Source organism: Aeromicrobium sp. PFPM2_SD2 (genome assembly GCF_057364525.1).
Window position 1 is genome coordinate 1 of sequence record NZ_JBNFNZ010000555.1, and the last position, 1,426, is coordinate 1,426.

The window sequence follows — 1,426 nt, forward strand, 5'->3', positions numbered from 1 at the left end:
CCGGGGCCTGCGTCGCGGTCTTCGGGACGCTGTTCGCCGTGCACCCCACCGCGGCGCTGACCAAGGTCGACCGCGGCGCGGCGGCGGGTCTCGGGGCCGGCTGCTCACCACCGCCTTCGTGCTCCTCGCTCCTCGCCAGGCTGGTGGGCGTGCTGTTCGGGTCGGTGCAGACCGGCACGACGGCCCTTACCACGGCGGCGGGGGAGCCGGGCGTGGCGGGCATCGTCCACGCCGTGCTCGGCGTCGGCAGCGTGGCGGCCGGGCTCACGATGGCCGCGGTCCCCGAGCGCGTCGGCTACGCCACCCGCTCGCTCGTGGCGGCGGTGGCGCTGACCGTGCTCGCCGCGCCGCTGCTGCCCGCCGACACCATCGGCCAGCTCGTGCTCGTCGTCCTGCTGCTGGGGTGCGCCGTCGCGCCGTACATGATCAGCAACTTCGCGCTCGCGGGGCAGATCGTGCCCGAGAACCGCGTGGGCGCGGCGATGACGCTGCTGGCCGGCGCCACCGGCATCGGCTACGCGCTCGGCTCGTCGGTGGCCGGACGCCTGGCCGACGACCACGGGCACACGGGGGCGTTCGTCGTCCCGGTCGTCACCGGGGCGCTGGCGGTGCTGACCGCCCTGGCTCAGCGCTCGCGCAGCCGGCGCTCGAGCGCCTGACGCGCCTCGGGCCACTCGTCGTCGAGCATCGAGAACAGGTGGGTGTCGCGCCACGAGCCGTCGCGGCGCTGCTTGTGCTTGCGCAGCACGCCCTCGCGCTGCGCGCCGAGCCGGGCGATGGCCGCCTGCGAGCGGTGGTTGTGCTCGTCGGTGTGCCAGACGACCCGGACGCATCCGAGCTCGTCGAACGCGTGGCGCAGGAGCAGCAGCTTGGCCTCGGTGTTGACGCCGGTGCGCCAGAACCGGCGGCCCAGCCACGTCCAGCCGATGGCCACCGTGCGGGCCGTCTCGCTCACGTCGTAGTAGGTCGTCATGCCCGCGACGTCGCCGCTGGCCCGGTCGACCTGCACCCAGGCGTGACCGGGCGCGCTGAGCGCCCGCTCGACCATGGCCTCGGCGTCGGCGAGCACGCGCGGCCGGTCCACGGGCAGCCAGGCGAAGACGGCGTCGTCGTCGGCCGCCGCGAGCAGCGCGGGGGCGTGGTCGCGGCGCATCGGCACCAGCTCGACGTGGCTGCCGGTCAGGTGCGGGGTGACGGTCCAGTCGCTCACGAGCGTCAACCTACCCAGGCGGCCCGGCGTCCCCCTCCCACGGGCACGGGAGATCGCTGGGAGTGACGTTGTGCACGCCCGCACCGGCGTGTCGCGTGCACAACGTCACTCCCAGCGAGGAGGGGAGGGACTACCGGGTGAGGCGGTCGAGGAAGGCGACGAGCAGGGCCTCGCGCAGGGGCGGGCGGGGCGAGCGCGAGCAGGGCGTTGAGCGGC

Annotated in this window: 2 protein-coding genes; one reads left to right on the forward strand and one right to left on the reverse strand. The window is 75.3% G+C overall.

Annotation, left to right across the window (positions count from 1 at the left end; genetic code table 11):
- On the forward strand, positions 1 to 659 hold a 659-nt coding region (locus AC2W7G_RS16250; protein WP_485869352.1), incomplete at its 5' end, for an MFS transporter.
- Here the strand turns inward: AC2W7G_RS16250 and AC2W7G_RS16255 are convergent.
- Entirely contained in the window at positions 626 to 1,210 is a 585-nt protein-coding gene (locus AC2W7G_RS16255) for a GNAT family N-acetyltransferase (protein WP_485869353.1), read from the reverse strand. The genes AC2W7G_RS16250 and AC2W7G_RS16255 overlap by 34 nt on opposite strands.
- Positions 1,211 to 1,426 lie beyond the last annotated feature (216 nt).